The sequence below is a fragment of the Citricoccus zhacaiensis genome, from assembly GCF_014645315.1.
GTDB classification, from domain to species: domain Bacteria; phylum Actinomycetota; class Actinomycetes; order Actinomycetales; family Micrococcaceae; genus Citricoccus; species Citricoccus zhacaiensis.
The window spans coordinates 1-829 of sequence record NZ_BMLQ01000021.1 but is presented as its reverse complement, the minus strand read 5'-3'; the positions used below and the strand labels follow the sequence as shown (position 1 = coordinate 829).

Sequence of the window (829 nt, the reverse complement as noted above, 5' to 3'; positions counted from 1 at the left end):
GCCGTTGAGAGCCGGTGGCCGATGGGGTCAGAGCCACCGGCTCTCAACGGCGGTTTCTAGAGACCGTTCATCGCGGTGTGTTCGCGCATGTTGAAGCTGCCGGTCTCGATCCAGAGGGTGTTGTGCACGATCCGGTCCATGATGGCGTCGGCGTGGACTCCGGAGCCAAGTCGCTGGTGCCAGTCCTTCTGGGCGTACTGGGTGCAGAACACCGTCGAGGTGTTCCCATACCGGCGCTCGAGCAGCTCCAGCAGCATGCTGCGCATGCCCTCATCGGGGTGGTCCAGCAACCACTCGTCGATGACCAGCAGGGTGAACGCGGCGTATTTCTTCAAGAACGTCCGCTGCCCGTGGGGCTTGTCCTTCGCCAGTGCCCAGGCCTCGGCCAGGTCCGGCATCCGGATGTAGTGCGCCCGGATCCGGTGCTGGCAGGCCTGTTTGGTCAGCGCGCAGCCCAGATAGGACTTCCCGGAGCCGGTGAAGCCCTGGAAGACGACGTTCTGCTGACGGTCAATGAACGAGCAGGTTCCGAGCTGGGCGATCACCCCTTGGTCCAGGCCGCGCTCGGTTAGCAGGTCCAGCCGGCGTAGGTCGGCGTTGGGGTAGCGCAGTCCGGCCCGCCGGATCAGGCCCTCGACCTTGGCGTGGGTGAAGGAGGTGTGGGCCTCGTCCACGACGAGCCTGACCTGGTCCTCGAAGCCCAGGCCCAGCATGAGGGTCTCGTCCCGGGCCTCGAGAGACTCCAGCAGGGCGGTGGCTCCCATCTCGCGTAGCTTGCGTTTGGTCTCGGTATCGATCCGGGTCACCGGGTGCCTCCCGCCGCGTAGTA

Annotated in this window: 1 protein-coding gene; it reads right to left on the bottom strand. The window is 65.7% G+C overall.

Annotated elements, in window-relative coordinates:
• Positions 1 to 56: 56 nt before the first annotated feature.
• The gene (locus IEX49_RS16620) at positions 57 to 806 is read right to left on the bottom strand and encodes an ATP-binding protein (RefSeq protein WP_188807298.1); all 750 of its coding nucleotides are present in this window, start codon (positions 804 to 806) and stop codon (positions 57 to 59) included.
• Positions 807 to 829 lie beyond the last annotated feature (23 nt).